Annotated in this window: 19 protein-coding genes; 10 read left to right on the top strand and 9 right to left on the bottom strand. The window is 65.2% G+C overall.

Annotated elements, in window-relative coordinates:
• Position 1: 1 nt before the first annotated feature.
• Positions 2-1,624, bottom strand: coding sequence for a methyl-accepting chemotaxis protein (locus GDH07_RS15580; RefSeq protein ID WP_152898107.1), 1,623 nt, complete (start codon positions 1,622-1,624; stop codon positions 2-4).
• Positions 1,625-1,968: 344 nt separating this feature from the next.
• Here GDH07_RS15580 and GDH07_RS15575 point away from each other — a divergent pair, with 344 nt between their 5' ends.
• Positions 1,969-3,453 carry a DASS family sodium-coupled anion symporter gene (locus GDH07_RS15575; protein ID WP_053136043.1) on the top strand — a complete coding sequence of 495 codons (1,485 nt, stop codon included), beginning with the start codon at positions 1,969-1,971 and terminating at the stop codon, positions 3,451-3,453.
• Between the two features lie 24 nt (positions 3,454-3,477).
• On the opposite strand, the gene dapF is transcribed toward GDH07_RS15575, so the two are convergent.
• Positions 3,478-4,272, bottom strand: a complete 795-nt coding sequence (gene dapF / locus GDH07_RS15570) for a diaminopimelate epimerase (protein WP_031321533.1) — start codon at positions 4,270-4,272, stop codon at positions 3,478-3,480.
• A gap of 237 nt (positions 4,273-4,509) precedes the next feature.
• Between dapF and GDH07_RS15565 the strand changes: the two genes are divergently transcribed.
• Positions 4,510-6,165 carry an MFS transporter gene (locus GDH07_RS15565; RefSeq protein WP_152898106.1) on the top strand — a complete coding sequence of 552 codons (1,656 nt, stop codon included), beginning with the start codon at positions 4,510-4,512 and terminating at the stop codon, positions 6,163-6,165.
• Positions 6,162-7,292, top strand: a complete 1,131-nt coding sequence (locus tag GDH07_RS15560) for an HlyD family secretion protein (RefSeq protein ID WP_068584445.1) — start codon at positions 6,162-6,164, stop codon at positions 7,290-7,292. Before GDH07_RS15565 ends, GDH07_RS15560 begins: the two co-directional genes overlap by 4 nt.
• A gap of 168 nt (positions 7,293-7,460) precedes the next feature.
• Here GDH07_RS15560 and copD read toward each other — a convergent pair whose 3' ends face one another.
• The 4 genes from copD to GDH07_RS15540 all read right to left on the bottom strand — a co-directional run bounded on the left by copD (position 7,461) and on the right by GDH07_RS15540 (position 10,085).
• Entirely contained in the window at positions 7,461-8,315 is an 855-nt protein-coding gene (copD, locus tag GDH07_RS15555; RefSeq protein WP_343038248.1) for a copper homeostasis membrane protein CopD, read from the bottom strand.
• A 3-nt stretch (positions 8,316-8,318) separates the two neighbouring features.
• The gene (copC, locus tag GDH07_RS15550) at positions 8,319-8,687 is read right to left on the bottom strand and encodes a copper homeostasis periplasmic binding protein CopC (RefSeq protein WP_152898105.1); all 369 of its coding nucleotides are present in this window, start codon (positions 8,685-8,687) and stop codon (positions 8,319-8,321) included.
• Between the two features lie 56 nt (positions 8,688-8,743).
• The gene (locus GDH07_RS15545; RefSeq protein WP_022643928.1) at positions 8,744-9,178 is read right to left on the bottom strand and encodes a GNAT family N-acetyltransferase; all 435 of its coding nucleotides are present in this window, start codon (positions 9,176-9,178) and stop codon (positions 8,744-8,746) included.
• A gap of 184 nt (positions 9,179-9,362) precedes the next feature.
• Positions 9,363-10,085, bottom strand: a complete 723-nt coding sequence (locus GDH07_RS15540; protein WP_152898104.1) for an Imm52 family immunity protein — start codon at positions 10,083-10,085, stop codon at positions 9,363-9,365.
• A gap of 306 nt (positions 10,086-10,391) precedes the next feature.
• On the opposite strand from GDH07_RS15540, the gene GDH07_RS15535 reads away from it, so the two are divergent.
• Positions 10,392-11,012, top strand: a complete 621-nt coding sequence (locus tag GDH07_RS15535) for a TetR/AcrR family transcriptional regulator (protein ID WP_022643930.1) — start codon at positions 10,392-10,394, stop codon at positions 11,010-11,012.
• Between the two features lie 66 nt (positions 11,013-11,078).
• Here the strand turns inward: GDH07_RS15535 and preA are convergent, their stop codons facing one another.
• From preA to hydA, 3 genes are all read right to left on the bottom strand, one after another.
• Positions 11,079-12,374, bottom strand: a complete 1,296-nt coding sequence (gene preA, locus GDH07_RS15530) for an NAD-dependent dihydropyrimidine dehydrogenase subunit PreA (RefSeq protein ID WP_343038247.1) — start codon at positions 12,372-12,374, stop codon at positions 11,079-11,081.
• Positions 12,371-13,738, bottom strand: a complete 1,368-nt coding sequence (locus GDH07_RS15525) for an NAD(P)-dependent oxidoreductase (protein ID WP_343038246.1) — start codon at positions 13,736-13,738, stop codon at positions 12,371-12,373. Before GDH07_RS15525 ends, preA begins: the two co-directional genes overlap by 4 nt.
• A 306-nt stretch (positions 13,739-14,044) precedes the next feature.
• Positions 14,045-15,484, bottom strand: a complete 1,440-nt coding sequence (gene hydA / locus GDH07_RS15520; protein ID WP_152898101.1) for a dihydropyrimidinase — start codon at positions 15,482-15,484, stop codon at positions 14,045-14,047.
• 619 nt (positions 15,485-16,103) lie between these two features.
• Here hydA and GDH07_RS15515 point away from each other — a divergent pair.
• From GDH07_RS15515 to msrA, 6 genes are all read left to right on the top strand, one after another.
• Positions 16,104-17,591 carry an NCS1 family nucleobase:cation symporter-1 gene (locus tag GDH07_RS15515; RefSeq protein ID WP_152898100.1) on the top strand — a complete coding sequence of 496 codons (1,488 nt, stop codon included), beginning with the start codon at positions 16,104-16,106 and terminating at the stop codon, positions 17,589-17,591.
• 152 nt (positions 17,592-17,743) lie between these two features.
• Positions 17,744-19,018 (top strand): Zn-dependent hydrolase, encoded by a 1,275-nt coding sequence (locus tag GDH07_RS15510; protein ID WP_152898099.1) that lies wholly within the window; start codon positions 17,744-17,746, stop codon positions 19,016-19,018.
• Between the two features lie 184 nt (positions 19,019-19,202).
• A complete protein-coding gene (locus tag GDH07_RS15505) occupies positions 19,203-20,171 on the top strand; it encodes an aliphatic sulfonate ABC transporter substrate-binding protein (protein ID WP_152898098.1) in 969 nt (322 codons plus the stop codon).
• A 124-nt stretch (positions 20,172-20,295) separates the two neighbouring features.
• A complete protein-coding gene (locus GDH07_RS15500; RefSeq protein ID WP_343038245.1) occupies positions 20,296-22,380 on the top strand; it encodes an ATP-binding cassette domain-containing protein in 2,085 nt (694 codons plus the stop codon).
• The gene (locus GDH07_RS15495; RefSeq protein ID WP_152898097.1) at positions 22,377-23,432 is read left to right on the top strand and encodes an ABC transporter substrate-binding protein; all 1,056 of its coding nucleotides are present in this window, start codon (positions 22,377-22,379) and stop codon (positions 23,430-23,432) included. The genes GDH07_RS15500 and GDH07_RS15495 overlap by 4 nt, the downstream gene beginning before the upstream one ends.
• An 11-nt stretch (positions 23,433-23,443) precedes the next feature.
• Positions 23,444-23,893 (top strand): peptide-methionine (S)-S-oxide reductase MsrA, encoded by a 450-nt coding sequence (gene msrA / locus GDH07_RS15490; RefSeq protein WP_053138116.1) that lies wholly within the window; start codon positions 23,444-23,446, stop codon positions 23,891-23,893.
• The last annotated feature ends 17 nt before the right edge of the window (positions 23,894-23,910 follow it).

The following is a 23,910-nucleotide window of genomic DNA, read 5'->3' as shown; positions in this document are numbered from 1 at the left end:
TCTACAGGGCGAAGCGGGCCACCAGCTTGTTCAGACCCACCGCCAGGGACGACAGTTCGCTGCTGGCCAGGGAGGTCTGGCTGGCGGCGGACGAGCTCTGCAACGCCAGGTCGCGGATGCTCATCAGGTTCTGGTCCACCGAGCGGGCCACCTGGGCCTGTTGTTCCGAAGCAGTGGCGATCATCAGGTTGCGTTCGTTGATGTCGCTGATGGCTTCGGTGATATGGCCGATGGCGCTGCCGGCCTCGTGGGCGATGGCCAGGGTCTGGTTGGCATCCTCGCTGCTCTGCTGCATGGACAGCATGGCCTTGCTCGAGCCGTTCTGGATGCCCTGGATCATCTGCTCGATTTCCTGGGTCGACAGCTGGGTGCGATGGGCCAGGGCCCGCACCTCGTCGGCCACCACGGCAAACCCACGGCCCTGTTCGCCGGCGCGGGCGGCCTCGATGGCGGCGTTCAGGGCCAGCAGGTTGGTCTGCTCGGCGATGGCGCGGATCACGTCCAGGACCTTGGTGATGTCCTGGGCCTGCTGGGCCAGGCCGGCCATTTCCACCCGGGTGTTCTCCACGGTGCCGGTGAGCTTCTCGATGGCATGGATGGTCTGCTCGACCCGTTCCTTGCCCAGGCCCGCCGAGTGCTCCGAGGCCTGGGTGGACTGCGAGGCGGATACTGCGTTGCGCGCCACTTCCTCCACTGCTGCGGTCATCTGGTTGACCGCCGTGGCGGCCTGGTCGGTCTCCATGCTCTGTTGCTGGATGCCGGCGTTGGACTCGCGGGTGATGGCGCTCATTTCCTCGGCGGCCGAGGCCAGCTGGGTCGAGGAATCGCTGATATGGCGGATGGTCGACTTGAGGCTGTCGAGCATGGCCTGGGTCGCCGCTTGCAGGTCGGTCAACTCATCGCGCCCGCTGACTTCCACCTGGGTACGCAGGTCGCCTTCGGCGATCTTGCGGGTGCTGGCCAGCAGCGACAGCACCGGGTGGGTGATGCTGCGGGTGAACAGGGTGGCGATCAGGATGGTCAGGACGATAGCCAGGATGATGATCACCCAGGTCACGGTCAGGCCGCCGCTGAATTGCTCGCCGGCGACGACCGCGGATTGCTCGGCCCCGCTCTCGTTGATGCGAATCAGCTCCTCGATGGACGCTTGCAGGGTGTTGGCCAGAGGCACCGTGATCTGGTTGATGTAGTCGGCGGTCTGCTGGGCGGTATTGGTCTGGGTGGAGTCGATCATCACCGCCAGTTTGTCGAGATAGTCCCGGGCGCCACGCTTGACCTGCTCGTAGGCGGCCTTCTCCTCGGGGCCGGACACCAGCGGCTCATAGTCCTTGATGGCCTCGGCCAGGGTGGTCTTCAAGGTGCCCAGCTTGTTCAGCGAAGCGGGTTTCTGGCTGTCTCCTTCAGTGGCGTAGTGCAGGGCCTCCAGGCGTACGCGCAAGGTGCCGGATTCGATTTTCGCGGCTTGGCGGACGCTGGGCATCCAGTTGGTTTGCAAGTCCAGCGCGGCGTCGTGAATCTGTCCCATCTTCCACAGTGCCAGCCCCCCGAGGCCAATCAGTAGTACGCAGATGGCGCCGAAGCTCAGCAGCGCCCTGGAAGTCAGCTTCAAGTTTCTTGTCACCATAGAGGCACCTTGCAGGTTGGAGTGATACAGCCAGGTTTGTGTCGACTCCTTGTCGCCCTGATATCACTCTGACTCCTAAATGATGAAAAATCTGTAGAGATGTTAAAAAATATTTCTGTAAACGATTCTCCGTTTCACCCAGCGCGCCAACGCCCCGCAAACCGGGCGATGGGTCCTGGCAGGCACACCGCGCATGGGGGCCGCAGCTCGTGCCGAACCGTGTGCAGCCTACGGCAGTGGCTGCACGAAGCGTGGTGCACGGCCCCTGGTTTGACTCCCATCAACGCGCCTTTTGCGCTTTTGCGCCATGCTTGGCGCCTGTCCAATGGAGAAGGAAAAGGCCCATGACTACGCCTGTGACAACGGCGCCCGCGGCCAAGGCCGCATTACCGATTGGATTGCTGATCGCCGTGCTGGCCATGATCGGCGTGTTGTTCCTGCCGCTGCCCGCCGACCTGCCCGTGGCGGGGCACCGGATGCTGGCGATCCTGGCATTCGCGGTGGTGGTGTGGATCAGCGAAGCGGTGTCCTACGAGGCCAGCGCGATCATGATCACCGCCCTGATGGCGATCCTCATCGGCACCGCGCCGACCTTGAACGACCCCGGCCAACTGTATGGCAGCTCGGCGGCCATCAGCCTGGCCCTGACCGGGTTTTCCAACTCGGCCCTGGCCCTGGTGGCCGGCGCCTTGTTCATCGCTGCCGCCATGACCCACACCGGCCTGGACCGGCGCATCGCCCTGGTGACCCTGGCCCGGGTCGGCACCAGTACCCGGCGCATCCTCCTGGGTGCCATCGCCGTGACCATCCTCCTCAGCCTGCTGGTGCCCAGCGCCACCGCCCGCAGTGCCTGCGTGGTGCCGATCATGATGGGGGTGATCGCCGCGTTCGGCGTCGACAAGCGCTCGAACATCGCTGCCGGGCTGATGATCGTCGTCGCCCAGGGCACCAGTATCTGGAACGTCGGGATCCAGACCGCCGCCGCGCAGAACCTGTTGACCGTGGGCTTCATGGACAAGATGCTCGGTCAGCGCGTGGCCTGGCTCGACTGGTTGATCGCCGGCGCGCCCTGGGCGCTGATCATGTCCCTGGTGCTGTTGTATCTGGTGCTCAAGATGCTGCCCCCGGAGAGCGACAGCATTCCCGGCGGCAAGGAGGCGGTGGCCAGGTCCCTGGCGGATATCGGCCCCATGACCGGGCCGCAGAAGCGCCTGCTGGCGGTGTCGCTGCTGTTGCTGCTGGCCTGGTCCACCGAAGGCAAGCTGCACCCGTTCGACACCACGACCACCACCTACGCCGGGCTGGTGTTCCTGCTGCTGCCACGGATCGGCATCATGACCTGGAAGGATGTGCAGTCGCGCATTCCCTGGGGCACGGTGATCGTCTTCGGGGTCGGCATCAGCCTCGGTTCGGCGCTGCTCAGTACCCAGGCCGGGCAATGGCTGGGCACCCAGGTGGTGGCTCACACCGGGCTGGACCAGGTCGGCCCGCTGGCGGTCTTCGCCATCCTCGGCGCCTTCCTGATCCTGATCCACCTGGGGTTCGCCAGCGCCACGGCGCTGACCTCGGCCTTGCTGCCGATCCTCATCGCGGTGCTGCAGACCCTGCCGGGCGAGTTCAGCCGGCTGGGCATGACCATGCTCCTGGGGTTCGTGGTCAGCTACGGCTTCATCCTGCCGATCAACGCCCCGCAGAACATGGTGTGCCTGGGCACCGAGACCTTCACCGCGCGCCAGTTCGCCAAGGTCGGGCTGGTGGTGACGCTGGTCGGCTACCTGCTGATGCTGGTGTTCGCCATGACCTGGTGGAAATGGCTGGGCTGGCTGTAGGCCCGGAGCGGGGCAGGGCTGGCCCTACAGCCAGCCGCTGAACACCCGGGTCACGCTACCGGCCAGGCGCACCTTGCCCTGGCCGTCCCAGCTCACGCTCACCGGTCCGCCGTCGCACAGCACCGTCACCTGGTTGTCCAGCAGGCCCCGGCGGATGCCATTGACCACTGCGCCGCAGGAGCAGGAACCGGACCCCAGGGGAATGCCGCCGTGGCGTTCCCAGATCCGCAGGCGAATGGTCTGGCGGTCGATAACCTGGATGAAATGCACGTTGGTCTGGTGCACGAACAGCGGATGGGTCTCGATCGCCGGTCCAAGGCTGGCGATGTCCAGCTGCTGCAGGTCGTCGACGAAAAAACTGCAATGCGGATTGCCCATGCTGCACGCCGCCGGTTCCCCCGGCAGCGGCAGGCGCAGGCTGTCCAGCTCCCGGGCCAGGGGAATGTCCTGCCAGGCGAGCCCGGGAACGCCCATCTCCACCGACACGCTGTAGTCGGCCAGGCGCTGGCACTCTTGAATGCCGCGGGCGGTCTTCAGGCGCAGCGAGCTGGCGCCGCTTTCGCGCAGCAACAGCTCGGCGGCACCCCGGGTGGCACTGCCACAGGCATCGAGGCTGGAACCATCGGCATTGAAGAAGGTCAGTTGCGCCGCGCTCTCGCGACAATCGCCCAGCACCACCAGTTGATTGAAACCTATGCCACGTTGCCGGTCGCCCAAGGCCCTGGCGCGTTCGGCGGTGATCGGCTGGCCGCGACCGCGGGCGTCGATCACCACGAAATCGTCGCCATTGGCATGCATCTTCACGAAATTAAGCGCCATTCATGCTCCACAGGGACAGGACAAGATATGCCACCAGGCCAGGATCGACCGGGTAGCGGCACGCGCCGCCACCTGTTGCAGGATTTCGAAAAAACTCCGGCGACGCCAGCGTCTTGCAATAAAATTCACCCAACGTACTCCAGGTGTGCCTGGGTCCGGGGGTTTATGGCAGGCTGGCGGTCACACGACCCGCGTCGACCTTCCCGGTACGGACTAGAACAACACTAAGGTCACTGCATGGATCACTACGCCCCGCGCAACTGGCAGCCCCATGAAAAGCCCAGCTTGCCCGGCTCGCCCTCGACACCGCTGCACCCCACCCACAAGCGCCTGGCCTATGCGCTGGTGGGCCTTCTGGTGGCCATCACCGGCGGCTTGGGCAACTCCCTGGTGATCGCCAACCTGCCTTACCTGCAGGGCGCCCTGGGTGCCACCAGCGCGGAAATGGCCTGGCTGCCGGCCGCCTATGTCATGACCAACGTGTCGATGAACCTGCTGCTGGTGAAGTTCCGCCAGCAGTTCGGCCTGCGGGCCTTCACCGAAGTGTTCCTGGTGCTCTATGCACTGGTGACCTTCGGCCACCTGTTCGTCAACGACCTGAGTTCGGCCATCGCCGTGCGCGCGGCCCACGGCATGGTGGGCGCGGCCTTGAGCTCCCTGGGCCTGTACTACATGGTCCAGGCCTTCCCGGCCAAGTGGCGGCTCAAGGCCCTGGTGCTGGGGCTGGGTACCTCGCAGCTGGCCTTGCCCCTGGCGCGGCTGTTCTCCGAAGACCTGCTGCAGATCGCCGAGTGGCGTGGCCTGTACCTGTTCGAACTGGGCCTGGCGCTGACCTCCCTGGGCTGCGTGTTCATGCTCAAGCTGCCGCCCGGCGATCGCTTTCGCACCTTCGAGAAACTCGACTTCCTGACCTTCGCCTTGCTCGCCACCGGCGTGGCGCTGCTGTGCGCAGTGCTGTCCCTGGGGCGCATCGACTGGTGGCTGGAGGCACCGTGGATCGGCTACGCCAGCGCCGCCTCGATCCTGCTGATCTTCGCTGGCCTGTGCATCGAACATAACCGTCGCAACCCGATGCTGATGACCCGCTGGCTGGGCAGCGGGGCGATGATCCGCCTGGCCCTGGCGGTGATCCTGATCCGCATGGTGCTGTCGGAGCAGTCCACCGGCGCGGTGGGTTTCCTCCAGGCGCTGAACATGAGCAGCGAACAGATGCGCCTGCTTTACGGGGTGATGCTGCTGGGCAGCATCGCGGGGCTGGCCACCAGCGCCTTGACCATCAACCCGGCGCACCTGTTCATGCCCCTGGTCATTTCCCTGGCGCTGATGGCGACAGGCTCGGTGATGGACAGCTTCTCCAGCAACCTCACGCGCCCGGCCAACATGTACATCAGCCAGTTCCTGCTGGCTTTCGGCGGCACCTTCTTCCTCGGCCCGACCATGGTCCTGGGCACCCGCAACGTGCTGACCAACCCGCGCAACCTGGTGAGCTTCTCGGTGCTGTTCGGCATCTGCCAGAACCTCGGCGGGCTGATCGGCTCGGCCCTGCTGGGGACCTTCCAGATCGTGCGCGAGAAATACCATTCCAGCTTCATCGTCGAGCAGCTGACCTTGCTCGACCCCCAGGTCCTGGCCCGGGTGCAGAGCGGCGGGGCGGCCTATGGCAAGGTCATCGCCGATCCTGACCTGCGCACCCTGCAAGGCATGCGCAGCCTGGCTTCGGCGGCCACCCGCGAAGCCAACGTGATGGCCTACAACGATGTATTCATGCTGATCGCGGTGATCGCCGTGCTGACCATGATCTGGATCTTCATCCGCAGCCTGTGGCTGATGAGCACCACCAAGCCCGTCGCGCCCCAGCCCCCCGTCCAACCCAGTGGTGCCCCTTCTTCATGAGCGAAACCGTCAATCCCACCACCAATGCCATCGCCTCCAGCCCCGAGCCCAATGGCCCGCCGACCATTCCCGCCACCGAGCCACGGCCGTTGGCGGTGCGGATCATCTCGTCCCTGGGGTTCGCCGCGATCGCCATCGTCGGCGTGCTGATCGTGCTCTACGCCTGGCAGCTGCCGCCGTTTTCCAGCGCCATCGAAAGCACCGAGAACGCCCTGGTGCGTGGCCAGGTGACGATCATCGGGCCGCAGCTCAGCGGCTATGTGTTCGAAGTGCCAGTGCAAGACTTCCAGCACGTCAAGACCGGCGACCTGCTGGTGCGCCTGGACGACCGCATCTACCAGCAACGCCTGGACCAGTCCCTGGCCCAGCTGGCGGTGCAGAAGGCCTCCCTGGCCAATAACCTGCAACAACGCAACAGCGCCGAAGCCACCATCAAGCTGCGCCAGGCGGCCCTGGCCGACAGCCAGGCCCAGGCGCGCAAGAGCGCCGCGGACCTGTCGCGCAACGAGGCGCTGATCGCCGATGGTTCGGTGTCCCGGCGTGAACTGGACGTGACCCGCGCCGCCAATGCCCAGACCGTGGCGGCGGTGGCCCAGGCCCAAGCCCAGCTGGAAATCGCCCGCCAGGACCTGCAGACCGTGATCGTCAATCGCGGCTCCCTGGAGGCGGCGGTGGCCAATGCCGAAGCGGCGGTGCAACTGGCGCGGATCGACCTATCCAACACCCGGATCCTCGCCCCGCGCGATGGCCAGCTGGGGCAGATCGGCGTGCGCCTGGGGGCCTACGTCAACTCCGGGGCACAGTTGATGGCCCTGGTGCCGGACCAGCTGTGGGTGATCGCCAACATGAAGGAAACCCAGATGGACAACGTCCGGCTGGGGCAGCCGGTGAGCTTCACCGTGGATGCGCTGAACCACCGCAAGTTCACCGGCAAGGTGCAGCTGATCTCGCCGGCCACCGGCTCGGAATTCGCCTTGCTGCAGGCGGACAACGCCACCGGCAACTTCGTCAAGATCGCCCAGCGGGTGCCAGTGCGGATCACCGTCGACCCTGACCAGCAAGAGCTGGATCGCCTGCGCCCGGGGCTGTCGGTAGTGGTCAGCATCGACACCTCCGTCACCCCCTAGCGCTACCGCCCTGTAGTCGCTGTCGAGCCCGCGAGGCTGCGCACGAGAACGCAGCCCTCGCCAAACCGGCCTATGCATTCCATTTGGATAATTGCGGTGCCTGCTTCTGCGGGCGCTGCGCGCCCGGTCGCAGCCGCGCTGGCGCTGGGCGGCGGCTACAAAGGCGGTTCAGGCTTGCAGCGGCGGTAGGGTGCCCAACAGGGCGACGGCCGCCACGGCCGCGATGCCCAGTAACCACTCCAGGCCCACGCTGCGGCGCAGGCTGTCCAGGCGCTGGTCGCAGCCCCGGGTGCGCAAGCGATTGAACAGGGCCAGGGCCAGCATGCCGGCCACCAGCAGGGCTTTCACCAACAGCACCAGGGCGAAACCGCTGAACAGCGGAGTCGGCCACCATTGGCCAGTGAGCATCCGTACGTTGACCAGGCCGCTGGTCAGCAGGCCCGCCACCAGCACGTAGCCCACGCCGCTGAAGCGCCGCAGCAGCGGCTCCATGGACGCCTGCGGCTGGCGCAGGACCATCAGCAATACCAGCAAACCGCCCAGCCACAGGCCGACGCAGCCCAGGTGGACGATCTGGTTGAGAATCAACAATTGCCCCTTGAGGCCATCGAACATGGCGCCGTGGCCCACCGGGGCCAGGGTGCCCAGGAGCAGGGCGGCCAGCCCCAGGCGCAGCGGCAGGGAACGGCCCAGGGGTGTCAGCAGCAGGCCCAGCAACACCAGGTTGAGCGCCAGGTGCCAGGTCCAGACCTGGCCGAAGAACGTCTTGCCCAGTACCAGCCATAACGTCGCCGGGTCCAGGGCGGCGGCCCAGGAATCGGCCATGCTGGCGCTGATCAGCAGCAACCAGGCCAGGCCGCTGCCAAGCCCGACCAGGGTCAGCCCGCGAGCCACGCGGTCCAGCCGCCGCTGCACGACTTCATGGCCTCGGCCCAGCAGCAGCGGGCGCAAGCCCCAGGCCCCGACCAGGGTCAGGATCGCGGCGAAATGCACGAAGCGGCATAGCACCAGCCATGACGCCACGGGTTACGGGCTCACCTTGAAGCTGTAGCTGCCTTCGCTCTTGTGGGTGTCCACCGACACGGCGTGCCATTGCACCTTGTAGCTGCCGGCCGGCAGCGGAGCACTGGCGGGGGTGACGACCAGGGTCTTCTTGTCCGCGCCTTCGGTGGCCAGGCCCTTGAGCGCGATGGGGGTGCCGTCCTTGCTCAGCTCGACCTTGGTGAAGGCCGCTTCCACGCCCTCGCTGAACTCCAGGCGCAGCTCGCTGGGGGCGCTGGCGCTGCTGTCGGCGGCGGGCGTGGTGGTTTTCAGGTGGGCGTGGGCCAGCGCCGAACCGGTGGTCAGCAGGCAGGCGAGAAGGGCGGAGGTGGTGCAGAGTGTTTTCAACGACATGGCAGGTTACCTGTAGAAAAGCCAGGGAACCGGCGCCGCTGGGGCGCCGGTTTGGTTCAAGCGTCTTGCAACTGCATGTGGATGATGGGGTACGGCTTGCCTTCGCCATCGGTTTCCGAGCGACCGTAGTCGACGAACCCGTAGTGACGGTAGAAGCCATGGGCCTGGGGGTTCTGCTCGTTGACATCGACCTTCAGACCCGGCTGCCGGACCTGATCCAGCAACTGGCGGCCGATGCCCTGGCCACGCTGGGCCGGTTCGATGAACAGCATTTGCACGGTGTCGTCGCCAATGGCGATGAAGCCGCCGGGCGTGGCATCGGGGTTCTCCCAGACCAGCACTTGCAGGGCCGGCAGGTAGCTGTCACGTATCAGCGGGTAGAGGCGCTGGATGTCGTCTTCGCTGATGAAGTCATGGGTGGCGCGTACCGAACGCTCCCAGAGCGCGGTAAGCAAGGCGTCGTCCGCAGCGACGCGAGGGCGAATCTTCATGGGGATGATCCATCTTGGTAACTGATTAGATGGCCGGCGGTAGGGTAGGGCCGGCATTTGGGCAGAGACCTGTATGCCCGTGTCGCGAATCAACGCTTGGACGGAGCACTGCAGTGACGGCTGCAAATGAGCGGGAGGCCGATCCTACCCAATGATGCCCGTCAGCGAAACCCCGAAGGCGTGTTTAATGCCGCATGGGCAAGAACCCCAGCTCGACCAGCTTGGCGTCGGTCGTTGCGGTTTTCTTTAGATGTTGTGCGTTGCCTTCATCCATGACGCCGGGGCATGTGACGATGATGCTGCCTTGGGCCGGGGTTGGGCGCAGTTCATCCACCTGGGGGAAGTCCTGCGCCGACAAGGGCTGGGGGCAGTAGCCGATCCAGCCGATGGTTTGCCTGTCTGCGAAGGTTCGTTGCCGGCGGTAGTAAGCGTTGGGGGCCACCACGCCCCAGGCGATCTCCGGCCAGAACTCAAGCGCCGTGCTGATCAGCTCCACCAAGCCTTGCCGTGGATTTTGCAAGCAGCGGACCAAGGTCCCGGCGTCGGAAAACTCGAGGCCCGTGGGCAGCGAACCTCTGTTCCTTGCGTGGTACTTGAGTGAAAGCCCGCCTTTGAGCGGGTCGGATATCCCGTTCCAGAGCACAAAGCTCATGTCATTGATGGCGAAGTCCTCATCCTTCCAGGACTGTACTTCGCGGACAAAACTGGTTTCGTCGAGTAGCACCTCATGCTCCAGGCCCTTGTTGCGGCTGTCAGCGCACAAGAACCAGTGCTTGAGGATAGGGTCGATCCTGCCGATCTCCCGCAAGAAACCAAGGCTTCTCTGGATCTGCAGTCGCTCCGGGACTTGAGCGATTTTCTGCCTGTCGAAACTCAAATTGAAATTGAAGCGCTTGAATTCGTCCATGAGGTCTCCGTAAGGATGCTCCCTGCCTGTTGGGGCAAAGCGTTGTCGCGTCAATCGCTGGGCGGCGAGTCGTCTCCTCGGCCCAGGGTACGGGTGGGCTGCGTCAGGGCGTGATTTAACATGAAAAGGCGAGCAGGGTGTGGTTCCCATGAATCAGCCGCCACGTTTATGCAGGCATGGCACTGGCACCGGTGATCTGTGTTGTTTCTAGCGGGCAAGCAAGCCGGTTTTCTCGGCAGTGCTTGAGTTAGAAGTGCTCTTAGCAGGGTGCTAGTCTTGCCGCAGACTGTTTTCGTAGGAGCCCTCATGGGCAATCACAAGATCGAGATTCGTCGCAACAACGTGGAAAAGATCCTGCTGGGGGCCGAGAAAGTCTTCGCCGAAAAGGGCTACGCCGGCACCGCCATGGCCGATATCGCCGAAGAGGTACAACTGCCGCGTTCCAACCTGCATTACTACTTCAGCACCAAGCACGAGCTCTACAGCGCGGTGTTGCTGGACCTGCTGGAAGTGTGGAAGCAGGACGCCCTGTGCTTCGAGATGTTCGACGACCCGCGGGTGGTGCTCAGCAGCTACATCCGCGCCAAGATGCAGCATTCGCGCAGCCGCCCCCACGGTTCCAAGGTCTGGGCCAACGAGATCATGCATGGTGCGCCAAGCCTGGGCACCGCGTTGGACGAGAGCCTGTACGACTGGGCGAAGATGAAGGAAGCCAAGATCCGCCAATGGGTCGAGGACGGACGGATCCTTGCGGTGGAACCCTCGGCGCTGCTGTACCTGATCTGGGCCTCGACCCAGCACTACGCCGACTTCGACCACCAGGTGAACATCCTCAACGACCACCAGCCGCTGTCGGATCTGCAGTTCGAACGGGCGGTGCAGACCGTCACCAGCGTGATCCTGCGCGGCATCGGCCTCGAACCATAGACGCAGCGGCAAGCGGCAAGTGAAAGCAAGCTTCAAGCTAGGAGCTTGAAGCTTGCGACTTGCTGCTTAGAACTTGCCGCTTGTGGCTGCTTCCTCGCGGTGAGGGTTGCGGGGGTCATGCAGCCAGTCGAGGAACGGCTTGCCGGTCTGCTGCGGCACCATCTCGATGCAATCCTGCACCGGGCAGGTGATCTGGCACAGGTTGCAGCCCACGCATTCTTCGTCGATCACCTCATATTTATGGGTGCCGTCCGCTTGCCTGAGGCTGGCGATGGCCTGGTGTGAAGTGTCTTCGCAGGCAATATGACAACGGCCGCAGCCGATGCACGCCTCCTGGTCAATTTTCGCGATCACCTGGTAGTTGATATCCAGGTACTTCCAGTCGGTGGTGTTGCCCACCGCCCGCCCGGAGAAGTCCTGCAGGCTGTGGTAGCCCTGGCTGTCCATCCACCGCGAAAGGCCATCCTGCATCTCGTCGACGATACGAAAGCCATGCAGCATCGCCGCCGTGCACACCTGCACCGCGCCGCAGCCCAGGGCCACGAACTCCGCGGCATCGCGCCAGCTGCCGATACCGCCGATGCCGCAGATCGGCAAGCCACGGGTCTGCGGGTCGCGGGCGATCTCGGCCACCATGTTCAGGGCGATCGGCTTGACTGCCGAGCCGCAGTAGCCGCCGTGGGTGCTCTGGCTGCCCACCATCGGGTGGGCCACCATGCGCTCCAGATCGACGCTGGTGATGGAGTTGATGGTGTTGATCAACGACACCGCATCGGCCCCGCCACGGTGGGCGGCGCGTGCCGACTGGCGGATGTCGGTGATGTTCGGCGTCAGCTTGACGATCACCGGCAGCGAGCAGTACGTCTTGCACCAGCGGGTCACCTGCTCGACGTACTCCGGCACCTGGCCCACCGCCGCGCCCATGCCGCGTTCCGGCATGCCGTGGGGGCAACCGAAGTTCAGCTCGATGCCATCGGCGCCGGTGGCCTCCACCAGCGGCAGGATGTGTTTCCACGAATCCTCGACGCAAGGCACCATCAGCGAGACGATCAGCGCCCGGTCCGGCCAGTCCTTCTTCACCTGGGTGATTTCCCTGAGGTTGATCTCCAGGGAACGGTCGGTGATCAGCTCGATGTTGTTGATCCCCAGCACCTCGCGGTTGGCGCCGAAATGCGCCGAGTAGCGTGACGACACGTTGACCGCCGCCGGGTCTTCGCCGAGGGTTTTCCAGACCACGCCGCCCCAGCCCGCCTCGAAGGCGCGGACCACGTTGTAGGCTTTGTCGGTGGGCGGCGCGGAGGCCAGCCAGAACGGATTGGGCGCCTTGATTCCTGCGAACACAATCGACAGATCGGCCATCACGCAGCCTCCACGTTGAGCATGAGTTGGGCATGCATGGCCTCGGCGGCCAGCTTGCCGTGCTGCACGGCCTGGACGGTGAGGTCCTGGCCGAGGCTGGTGCAGTCGCCACCGGCGTAGACTCCGGGAATGCTGGTGCGCAGTTGCTCGTCCACGGCGATGCGATCGCCGCTGCGCTTGAGCTCCCGGGCCAGTGGATCGCCCAGGCTGGCGCTGTCGAACGCCTGGCCGATGGCCTTGAAGATCGCGTCGGCGGCCAGCTCGAAGGTTTCGCCGGTGGTCTGCAGGCGGCCCTCCACCAGTTGGGTGCGGGCAAAGCGCATGCCGCGCACCCGGCCCTGGTCGTCCAGCAATACCTGCTCGGGAGCGGCCCAGGTCAGCAGCCGCACCTGGTTGGCCTTGGCGATGTCCTGCTCATGGCCGGTGGCGCCCATGTCGGCGGCGCCACGGCGGTATACCAGGTTGACGTCGCGGGCGCCGAGGCGGGCCATCTGCACCGCCATGTCGATGGCGGTATTACCGGCGCCGATGACGATGCAGCGCTCGGCCAGGGGCAACTGGCCAAGGTCGTCAGCCTGGCGCAGCTCGCGGATGTAGTCGGTGGCCGCCAGTAGCCCGGGGGCGTCCTCGTGCTCCAGGCCCAGGCGCTTGCTGGCCGCCAGGCCCAGGCCGAGGAATACCGCGTCGAACTCTTGGCGCAGTTCGCTCAGGCTCAAGTTGTCGCCCAGTATCTGGCCATGGCGGATCTCGATGCCGCCGACGTCGAGCAGGAACTCCAGTTCGCGCTGGGCGAAATCGTCCACCAGCTTGTACTTGGCGATCCCGTATTCGTTGAGGCCCCCGGCTTTTTCCCGGGCCTCGAAGATCACCACCTCATGGCCGTGCAAGGCGCTGCGGTGGGCGCAGGACAGCCCGGCCGGGCCGGCGCCGACCACGGCGATACGCTTGCCGGTGGCGGCGGCGCGCTGGAACGGATGCTGGCTGAACTGCGCGTTGTCCAGGGCGTAGCGCTGCAGTTGGCCGATCAGCACCGGCGCGCATTCCTGGGCGTTGTTGCGCACGCAAGCCTGCTGGCACAGGACCTCGGTGGGGCAGACCCGGGCGCAGCTGCCGCCGAGGATATTCGCCGCGAGGATATTCTGTGCCGCGCCCTGGACGTTGTCGGTGTGGATGTGGCGGATGAACGAGGGAATGTCGATCTCGCTGGGGCAGGCGTTGACGCAGGGCGCGTCGTAGCAGTACAGGCAGCGCGAAGCTTCCAGCTGCGCCTGGCGTGGGGTCAGGGGTGGCGCCAGGTCGCTGAAATGCTCGGCGAGGGTGGCGCCGTTCAGGGTCGGACGGGGCAAGTGGTTCAGGGTCTGGATCACGGTTCTGGCCTCAGGTTTTTTTATCGAATGCCTCTGATGGGCATTGTTTTTCAGCGATGGAGCGGTTATCGCGCTGACCTCTGATTCGCTGCCTGTTTCTGTAGCCCCAGCGGGGTTGCGATCGGCAACGCAGTTGCCGCAAAACCTGCGCTTGCGGTGCGCCAGGGAGAACGCGATAGCCGGGTTAGGGCGCGCTTCGTCGGAATGCCTCCCAACCCGATCGCAGCCTCGCCAAGCCTCGCCAAGGCTCGGCAGCGGCTACAGGGCTACAGGGCTACAGGGCTACAGGGCTACAGGGCTACAGGTTCAGCGTTTGACGGCGGTCGGCTTGTGGGCTTCGGCGCGCTTGTTCAGCAGGTCGAATACCGTCGGGTAGGGTGGGCGCTCGATGTAGCGCCCGGCGCCGCGTTCGGCCCGCAGGTCGCCGTCGGCCCACACCAGCCGGCCCTGGCTGATGGTGTGGCTGGGGATGCCACGCACGGTCTTGCCTTCGAAGATGTTGAAGTCCACCTGCTGGTGGTGGGTCTTGGCGGAAATGGTCCGGGTGCCGGCCGGGTCCCACAGCACCAGGTCGGCATCGGCGCCGACGCGGATCGCCCCCTTGCGCGGGTAGAGGTTGAAGATCTTGGCGGTGTTGGTGGAGGTCAGGGCGACGAACTCCTGCATCGACAGGCGCCCGCTGTTGACCCCTTCGTGCCACAGCACGGCCATGCGGTCCTCGATGCCGGCGGTGCCGTTGGGGATCTTGCTGAAGTCCTCGCGCCCGGCGGCCTTCTGCTCGGCGCAGAAGCAGCAATGGTCGGTGGCGGTGGTGTGCAGGTTGCCCGATTGCAGGCCATGCCACAGCGCCTCCTGGTGGCCGCGCGGGCGAAAGGGCGGGCTCATCACGTAGCCGGCGGCGGTCTGCCAGTCCGGGTCGCGGTACACGCTGTCGTCCAGCAGCAGGTGCCCGGCCAGCACCTCGCCGTAGACCGGCTGGCCCTGGGCCCGGGCATAGGTGATTTCGTCCAGGGCCTCGCGGGTGGACACGTGCACCAGGTACAGCGGCGTGCCCAGGGTCTGGGCGATGCGGATCGCCCGGCTGGCAGCTTCGCCCTCTACCTGGGATGGCCGCGACAGTGGATGGGCTTCCGGCCCGGTGATGCCCTGGGCCAGCAGCTTGCGCTGCAGGTGGTACACCAGCTCGCCGTTCTCGGCGTGCACCGTGGGCACCGCGCCCAGTTCCAGGCAGCGCTCGAAGCTGGCCACCAGGGTGTCGTCGGCGGCCATGATGGCGTTCTTGTAGGCCATGAAATGCTTGAAGCTGTTGACCCCGTGATGCCGCACCAACTCGGCCATCTCCTCGCGCACCTGCTCGCTCCACCAGGTCACGGCCACGTGGAAGCCGTAGTCGCTGGCCGATTTCTCGGCCCAGCCGCGCCACTGGTGGAAGGCCTCCAGCAGCGATTGCTGCGGGTTGGGAATCACGAAGTCGATGATCGAGGTGGTGCCGCCGGCCAGGCCCGCCGCCGTCCCGCTGAAGAAGTCCTCGCTGGCCACGGTGCCCATGAAGGGCAGTTGCATGTGGGTGTGGGGATCGATGCCGCCGGGCATCAGGTACTGGCCGCTGCCGTCGAGCACTTCGCAGCCTGCGGGAATGTCCAGGTGAGTGCCGATGGCTCTAATCAGGCCCTCTGCGCACAAGACATCGGCTTTATAACTTTCATCATGGGTAATAACGGTGGCGCCACGGATCAACAGAGACATTCCGAGTTCCTCGCAGGCATGACCGGCTGCTTGCCGGTTCTAACTTTTTATTGAACGCACTGATAACTAAACAATCCTGTCAGTGGTGTCAGGATTAAACGCTAGTCTTACTTCAAGGAAACATCAAGAATATTTTTTATAAGCTTATATTCAATATAACTAATTGAAATTTAAAGATAAAAAATACAAATCCCAGAAACTGTGCAGGCGCTCACCATTTTGACGCACTTGACAGGATCGAAAAATAGTCGAGATTTTCCATGTCCTATCAGCAGCTTGAAGAGGTACGAGAACGAAGCGCAGATCATTGCTGAAAGTGCGGTGCACCGATTTGGGTCTTGATCTAAGTGGCAACTTGCCAGCTACCTTGCCTGAGTAGCCTGGCAACTAACCGAAGACCTGAAAGTTATTTGAGTAAAGCTGATTTACATCAGTTGCTTACATGGATTCCATCAACGGGTCAGTCACGCATCCTGGCTTACCGGCACACTTATTGAGTGCCGCCAGGGATCGTCACGCCGGGGATGGAAGTCGTCAGTTCTCCGGCCATCACCCGGCGCCCGATCCCATCGTCCGCTGGCCTGATGAGCAAAATAATCAGAACAACAGTGGAGCGGCCATGCAACAGATCAGATCCCAGGTGACCGAGCGCGCCGGCTTGTACGAGCTGGACGCCGGCAGCGACGTGCTCGACAGCCCCCGTTACAACCACGACATCGCCCCGACCAAGGTCCAGGAACGCACCTGGAACAAGTGGCACATCACCGCACTGTGGATCGGCATGTCGATCTGCGTGCCGACCTACACCCTGGGCGGGGTACTCACCGCCTACTTCGGCCTCAGCGTCGGCGAGGCGCTGCTGGCGATCCTATTGGCCAACATCGTGGTGTTGCTGCCCCTGACCCTCAACGCCTTTGCCGGCACCAAGTACGGCATTCCGTTCCCGGTGCTGCTGCGCTCGTCGTTCGGCATCATCGGCTCCAACGTGCCGTGCCTGATCCGCGCCCTGGTAGCCTGCGGCTGGTTCGGCATCCAGACCCTGTTCGGCGGCCTGGCCATCCACCTGTTCCTCGGCTCGATCTTCCCGGATTGGAAGGCGCTGGGCGGCACCGGCGAGGTGATCGGCTTCATGCTGTTCTGGACCCTCAACCTATGGGTGGTGCTGCGCGGCGCGGAATCGATCAAATGGCTGGAGACCTTGTCGGCGCCGCTGTTGGTGGTGGTGGGTATCGGGCTGCTGCTGTGGGCCTTGCCCAGCGTGTCGCTCGGTGAGTTGCTGGCGATCCCGCCCAAGCGTCCCGAAGGCGCCAGCGTCACCGGCTACTTCATGGCCGGGCTGACGGCCATGGTCGGTTTCTGGGCCACCTTGTCGCTGAACATCCCGGACTTCAGCCGCTACGCCAAGAGCCAGAAGGACCAGGTGCTGGGGCAGATCTTCGGCCTGCCGCTGACCATGTTCCTGTTCGCCGCCCTGGGAGTGGTGATGACCGCGGCCTCGGCCAAGCTGGTGGGGGTCACGGTCTCCGACCCGGTGAGCCTGATCGGGCATATCCAGAGCCCGGGCTGGGTGGCCGTGGCCATGGCGCTGATCATCATCGCCACGCTGTCGACCAACACCGCGGCCAACATCGTTTCGCCCACCAACGACTTCCAGAACATCGCCCCCAAGCTGATCGGCCGCACCACGGCGGTGATCCTCACCGGCTTGGTAGGGCTGGCGCTGATGGGCCACGAACTGCTCAAGAAGCTCGGCCTGCTGGTGTCCGACGTGAGCCTGGAAACCGTGTACTCCAACTGGCTGCTGGGCTACTCCAGCCTCCTGGGGCCGATCGCCGGGATCATGGTGGTGGACTACTTCATCATCCGCAGGCAGCGCCTGGACCTGGCCGGGTTGTACCGCGACGACGTGTACCCGGCGTGGAACTGGCACGGCTTCATCGCCTTCGCCATCCCGGTGGCGCTGACCCTGATGTCGCTGGGCAGCAGCGCCTTCAACTGGTTCTACAGCTACGGCTGGTTCACCGGTTCGGCCCTGGGCGGGCTCATCTACTACGGCCTGTGCAACCTGCGCAGCCCGCAGGGCGTGAGCGCCAAGACGCCGGTGTGATGCATTGAGAGCATCGCGGGCAAGTCGCATCGCCGCCCGCTCGCTCCTACAGGGAACGCGGGGCTTGTTCACAAACAATCCACCAGACACCACAGCACTCAAGACGAGCACGACCTTGTCGACCACAACCAGAAAAGCCTGAGGAGATCACCATGAACGCTGCCGTCGACGTTCTGCAATCCAGCCATCAGCACATCAACCGCGACCGCCTGTGGCAGTCGCTCATGGAGCTCGCCCGGCTCGGCGCCACGGTCAAGGGCGGGGTCTGCCGCCTGGCCCTGACCGACCTCGACCGCCAGGCCCGCGACCTGTTCGTCACCTGGTGCGAGGAGGCCGGGTGCACGGTCAGCGTGGACGGCATCGGCAACATCTTCGCCCACCGTCCCGGGCGCAATCCGCAGCTGCCACCGGTGATGACCGGCAGCCATATCGACACCCAGCCCACCGGGGGCAAGTTCGATGGTTGCTTTGGCGTGCTGGCCGGGCTGGAGGTGTTGCGCACCCTCAACGACCTCAAGCTGGAAACCGAGGCCCCCCTGGAAGTGGTGGTGTGGACCAACGAGGAAGGCTCGCGCTTCCCGCCGTGCATGATGGGCTCCGGGGTGTTCGCCGAGAAGTTCACCCTGCAGGACACCCTGGCCAGGACCGATGCCGAGGGCATCAGCGTCGGCGCGGCGCTGAATGCCATCGGCTACGCCGGCACGCGCCAGGTCAGCGGGCATCCGGTGGGGGCCTACTTCGAGGCGCACATCGAGCAGGGGCCGATTCTCGAAGACGAGCGCAAGACAATCGGCGTGGTGCTCGGCGCCCTCGGGCAGAAGTGGTTCGACCTCAAGCTGCGCGGGGTCGAGGCCCATGCCGGCCCGACCCCGATGCATTTGCGCAAGGACGCCCTGGTTGGCGCCGCTGCGGTGGTGGCGGCGGTCAACCGCGCGGCCCTCGGCCATCAGCCCCACGCTTGCGGCACCGTCGGTTGCCTGCAGGCCTACCCGGGCTCGCGCAACGTGATTCCCGGCGAGGTGCGCATGACCCTGGACTTCCGTCACTTGGAGCCGGCGCGCCTGGACTCGATGATTGCCGAGGTGCGCCAGGTGATCGAGCGCACGTGCGCGGAACATGGCCTGAGTTTCGAGCTGACCCCGACCGCCGACTTCCCGCCGCTGTACTTCCACAAGGTGTGCGTCGAGGCCGTGCGCGGCGCCGCCGAGGGCTTGGGCTTGTCGCATATGGATATCGTCAGTGGCGCCGGGCACGACGCGATCTTCGTTGCCGAACTGGGCCCGGCGGGGATGATCTTCGTGCCCTGCGAAGGCGGCATCAGCCACAACGAAATCGAGAACGCCGATCCCGACGACTTGGCCGCCGGCTGCGCGGTGCTGCTGCGCGCCATGCTCGCCGCCTCCCAGGCCATCAGCTTGAAATCCTGACTGCCGTTCCCGGCCTGCGAGGCTGCGTCCTCGTACGCAGCTTCGCAGGCTCAGCAGCAGCTACAGGTTTGCATGGGTGACGAACCTTTGGCTGACACTAAGCTAATTCCTAAAAATTATTTATTTTAGATTTATTAGATCGATTAGCTTTTAGCGACTTTCCTCTCCCAGAAGGTTCGCCCCCATGCGCCAGCCCCATGCTTTGCCTCGTCGCTTATCGCTCTCTGTCCTTGCCGTGCTGGCGCTGGGCATGGCCTGCAACGCCTTGGCCGACACCAGCCTGCGCATCGGCTACCAGAAATCCTCGACCCTGCTGGCGGTGCTCAAGGCCCAGGGCACCCTGGAAAAACAATTGGCGGGGCAGGGGGTAAACATCACCTGGCATGAGTTCACCAGCGGCCTGCCCCTGGCCGAATCGCTGAATGTGGGCAATGTCGATATCAGCGCCGATGTCGCCGACACCGTGCCGGTGTTCGCCCAGGCCGCCGGCGCCAGGTTGACCTACTTCGCCACCGAGACCCCATCGCCCGCGGCCCAGTCCATCGTCATCGGCAAGGATTCGCCGCTCAAGTCCCTGGCCGATCTCAAGGGCAAGCGCATCGCCGTGACCAAGGCCGCCGGCAGCCATTACCTGCTGATCGCCGCATTGCGCGAGGCGGGCTTGAGTTTCGCCGATATCCAGCCGGTGTACCTGACCCCCGCCGATGGCCGCGCCGCCCTGGAAACCGCCAAGGTCGATGCCTGGGTCACCTGGGAACCCTTCGTCGCCAGCGCCGAGCGCCAGCAAGGCGCACGGGTGCTGCACGACGGCCAGGACCTGGCCAGCTATCGCCGCTACTACCTGGCCTCCAACGACTACGCCAAGGCCCATCCCGAAGTCCTGCAGCAGGTGTTCAGCGAGTTGCAGAAGACCGGCATCTGGGTCAAGGCGCACCCGCAACAGGCGGCGCAGTTGCTCGGGCCGCTGTGGGGCAACCTCGACGTGCCCACGGTGGAGTTGGCCAACAGCCGCCGCACCTACCGGGTCGAGGCCGTGCAGCCGGAGGCCCTGGGCGAGCAGCAGAAGATCGCCGACACCTTCTACCAGGAAAAACTCCTGCCCAAGCCGGTGGATGCACGGGCCGTGCAGCTCTGGAGCCCCAAGCATTTGTGATCGTCCGTTGCCAGGCCGGGGCCAGCAGGCACCGGCCTGGCAGCGTTGCGCTTGCCGCTGAGCGCCCCCCTTTTTCTTTGTCACCGCCGGCTACGCCATCCCGCGCCCGGCGCCAGGAGTTCTTGTGTCTGCCGTTCAACCCCAAGAGGCTTTTGCCGTTCCAGCCTCGTCCACCGTCCTTGCGGGCAACGCCGAAGTGGTGCTGGAACTGCACAACCTGACCAAGACCTACGCCAGCCGCCGCGACCGAACCAGCGCGCCGGCGGTGCAGCAGGTCAGCCTCAGTGTGCGGCGTGGCGAGCTGCTGTGCCTGATGGGCACCTCTGGCAGCGGCAAGTCGACGCTGCTGCGCCATATCAACCGCTTGATCGAACTCGGCAGCGGCGAGGTGCTGATTGACGGCACCGCCATCGGCCATCTGGCGCCCCGGGACCTGCGCACCCTGCGCTCGCGGCGCATCGGCATGGTGTTCCAGCATTTTGGCCTGTTGCCCCATCGCAACGTGCGCGACAACGTCGCCTTGCCCCTGGAACTGCGCGGCGAACCCGAGGCGCTGCGCCACGCCGCGGCCGATGTGCAACTGCAAGCCATGGGCCTGGCGGGCTGGGGCGAGCATTACCCCCATGAGCTGTCCGGCGGCATGCAGCAGCGGGTCGGCCTGGCCCGGGCGCTGGTCAGTGAACCGGACATCCTGCTGATGGACGAGCCCTTCAGCGCGCTGGACCCGACCATTCGCCGCGAGCTGCAGGGACACTTCATGCGCCTGGTGCGCGAGCGTGGCATCACCACCTTGCTGGTGACCCACGACCCCGCCGAGGCCTTGCGCCTGGCCGACCGCATCGCAGTGCTGCGCCATGGCCGGCTGATCCAGCTGGGCACGCCGGAACAGTTGCTGGAGCAACCGGCGGACGCCGAGGTGGCGGATTTCTTCCAGGACCAGGGTGCACGCAGCGTCCCGACCCAGGCGGCTGCGCCGGTGGCGGTCGGCCCTGTCCCGGTGGCGCTAGAGGCGGCTCCGGCCAAGCCAGGCCGGGGTTTCTGGAGCGCGCTGTGGCGTGGGCCGGCGGCCCTGGCCGACAGCGGCCATGGCGCCTTGTATTGGCTGGGATTCGCCCTGGAGTTACTGGCGGCCGCAGGCTTGGGCCAGTGGCTGGCTACGTTCCGCCCGGGCTGGGCTGGGCTGGCGCTGCTTGGCCTGGTGCTCAGCCGCCTGCTGTGCGTGACCCTTGCCCGGCGCCCGCGCCGCCAGGTTCGCGCCGGCTGGCACCTGCCGTGGCTGGTGTTGCTGTTGTGCCAGGGCCTGGTGCTGTGGCGCGCCCTGGCCGTCGACGCCAGTGGGCCCTGGGTGCAGTTTCCCGCCGATCGCCAGTGGTTGCTGGCGACGGCAGCGGCCATCGACCAGTTGATCGGTTGGTCCCAGGTCACCTTCGAAAGCACTTTCGTCGGGGTGATCGTCGCGGTGCGCACGGTGATCGAAGGCATCGAGAGCCTGCTGGGCTGGCTGCCCTGGCCGGTGCCCGCGCTGGCCCTGGTGTTGCTGGCCTGGCGCAGCGCCGGGGCGGCCTTGGCCCTGACCAGCGCCGTGGCCTTGCTGTACATCGGCCTGTTCGGCTTCTGGGAGCGCACTGTCGCGACCCTGGCCCTGGTCAGCGCCGCGGTGCTGCTGTCGCTGCTGATCGGCGTGCCTACCGGCATCCTCCTGGCCAAGCGCGCCCTGGTCCGGCGGTTGGTCACGCCATTGCTGGACGTGATGCAGACCCTGCCGACCTTCGTGTACCTGATTCCGGCGGTGGCGTTCTTCTCGGTGGGCAAGACTCCGGCGGTGATCGCCACGGTGATCTTTGCCCTGGCGCCGATGATCCGCCTCACCGCCCTGGGTATCCGCGAGGTGCCCAAGACCGCCGTCGAGGCGGCTCTGGCCCACGGTGCCACGCCCTGGCAGGTGCTGACCAAGGTCGAGTTGCCCCTGGCCGCCGGCTCGCTGCTGCTGGGGATCAACCAGACCCTGGTCATGAGCCTGTCGATGGTGGTGGTCGCCGCGCTGATCGGCGCCGGTGGCCTGGGCTACGACGTGATGACCGCGCTGCGCAACATCAAGGGCGGCGAGGGCATGCTGGCCGGCGCCGCGATCGTGTTCTGCGCGTTGATTCCCGACCGCATCATTCAAGCGACCCTGCGCCAGCGGGATCGCGCTTTCCATCAGTCATGAGGTGTTCGATGAACCCATCCCTTTCCCGTGCCCTGGGCGCTACCGCGCTGTTGCTGGGCTTGTCGCTACCGGTGCTGGCCAAGGACAAGATCGTCATCGGTGAGCAGAACTGGACCGGCGCCATCGCCATCCAGAACATCCTCGGTGAGGTGATCAAGAGCCGCCTCGATGGTGATGTGTCGTACCTGGCCGGCGACGTACCGGTGCTGCTGGCCGCTGCGGCCAAGGGCGATGGCGCGGTGGATGTGCTGACCGATATCTGGCTGCCCAACCAGTCCGCCGCCTGGGCCAAGTACGTCAGTGGCGGCACCCGTTCGCTGGTACCCAACAAGCAGCCGTACCTGGGCGAGCAGGGCTTCTACGTGCCCGGCTACCTGCAAGACAAGTACGGCGTGAAATCGGTCTACGACCTGCAAAAGCCCGAAGTGGCGAAGCTCTTCGAGCCCCTGGGCGGCGGCAAGGCGCAGTTGCTGGTGGGCCCGGCTGGCTGGGAGTCGACCTATATCGGCGAGATCAAGGCCAAGGATTTCGGCTTTGCCGACAAATTCGAGTCGGTGTCCACCGAAGCCTCGGTGACCTACGCCAAGCTCGCCAGCGCCTACAAGGCCCAGCGCGGCGTGGTGTTCTACGCCTACACCCCGGACTGGATCTTCTCCGCCTTCGACCTCCGGCGCCTGGAAGAACCAGCGTTCGACGGCTACGCCCAGGACAACAAGAAGGGCGACCCGCTGTACAAGGCCGACGGCTGCTGGAAATTCATCAGCCCGACGGTGAGCGCCGACTGGCTGGCCCAGAGCAAGATCACCTGTGCCTACCCCGATGCCCGGGTATATGTCCTGGCGTCCACCGCCTTGCAAAAGCGCGCGCCACGGATTGCGGCGTTCCTGGAGAACTTCAGCATCGAACCCCAGGCGTTGAATGACCTGATTCTCAAGATCGAAAAGGAACAACAACCGCCGGCGCAGGCGGCCAAGGAATGGGTCGCGGCGCACCCGCAGGTCGTCGATGGCTGGCTGGGCGCCAGCGGTGAACAGGTGGGGGCGGTGCAATGAGCGTGGAAGCATTGAACGGCATCGAACAGGCAACCTTCGGCGCCGGTTGTTTCTGGGGCGCGGAAGCGACGTTCCGCGCACTGCCGGGAGTGCTGGATACCCGGGTGGGTTATGCCGTGGAGGCGGGCGACGAGGCGGTGCAGATCGAGGTGGTGCAGGTGGACTTCGACCCGCGACTGCTGGCTTACAGCCGCCTGATCGAACACTTCTGGGGCCTGCACGACCCGACCTCGGTGGATCGCCAGGGCGAGCATGGCGGAGTGAAGTACCGCTCGGCGATCTTCCACACCAATGCCGTGCAGGCCGAACAGGCGAGGGCGGCCAAGACCGCCCTGCAAGACTCCGGACGCCTCGACAAACCGGTGGCCACGGTGATCGTGCCCCTGGGCCGCTTCGACCTGGCGGATGAAGCGCACCAGCGTTACCTGGAAAAGAATGGGTTGAGCAGTTGCCATATCTAGAAGCTGCAAGCTACAAA

This window comes from Pseudomonas piscis, from assembly GCF_009380155.1.
Taxonomy (GTDB): domain Bacteria; phylum Pseudomonadota; class Gammaproteobacteria; order Pseudomonadales; family Pseudomonadaceae; genus Aquipseudomonas; species Aquipseudomonas piscis.
Note: the sequence above shows the minus strand (reverse complement) of the source record. Positions and strands in the feature narration are given on the sequence as shown.